Origin of the sequence: Campylobacter concisus (assembly GCF_002913225.1) — a bacterium.
Taxonomy (GTDB): Bacteria; Campylobacterota; Campylobacteria; order Campylobacterales; family Campylobacteraceae; genus Campylobacter_A; species Campylobacter_A concisus_J.
Map to the genome: position 1 here is coordinate 1 of NZ_PPAW01000058.1, position 530 is coordinate 530.

1 protein-coding gene is annotated in these 530 nt (G+C 31.5%); it reads left to right on the top strand.

Annotated elements, in window-relative coordinates; all coding sequences use genetic code 11:
• Positions 1–252: 252 nt before the first annotated feature.
• Positions 253–462: a hypothetical protein gene (locus tag CYP26_RS09455; protein WP_103631203.1), complete on the top strand. Its 210-nt coding sequence runs from the start codon at positions 253–255 to the stop codon at positions 460–462.
• The last annotated feature ends 68 nt before the right edge of the window (positions 463–530 follow it).

Below are 530 nucleotides of genomic sequence, written 5' to 3' on the forward strand. Positions count from 1 at the left end.
TAGAAAGAAAACGAAATAAAATACCTTAACAGCGTTAGAATTAGGTATGAGTTTGAAATAACAATAAGCGAGTTGAAAAGAATATAAAAAGGAATTAGGGATATGATACGCGATTATTTAGTATCGGAGTTTTTCGATCTAATGGATAATCACGAACAGAAAGTAATATGGTTGCATATCGAAGTGGCAAAGAATAATAAAATACAAAAAGACGCTATAATGCGAAATATAGGACACAAGAAAGGTTAAAAAATGGGATTTAATAAAAAGAACGAAAAAAGCGGAAAACGGAGTGTTAGAGGAACTAAAGACATACAAGAGTATAGAAAAGAGTATTTTAAAAATAGAGAGGAGTTTACTGCTAATGATTTTATAAAGTTACGTAGTGAAAATAACGACGAATACAAGAAATTCAATGCTCTTAAAGCTGCAGAAGATAAGCAGCCAAAACGATGCGCATAATCGCTTCCTTAAAACTGGCATTTTTTGAATAATGTGACAAGTGTCCCCTTTTTAAGGGGTCAAAATAT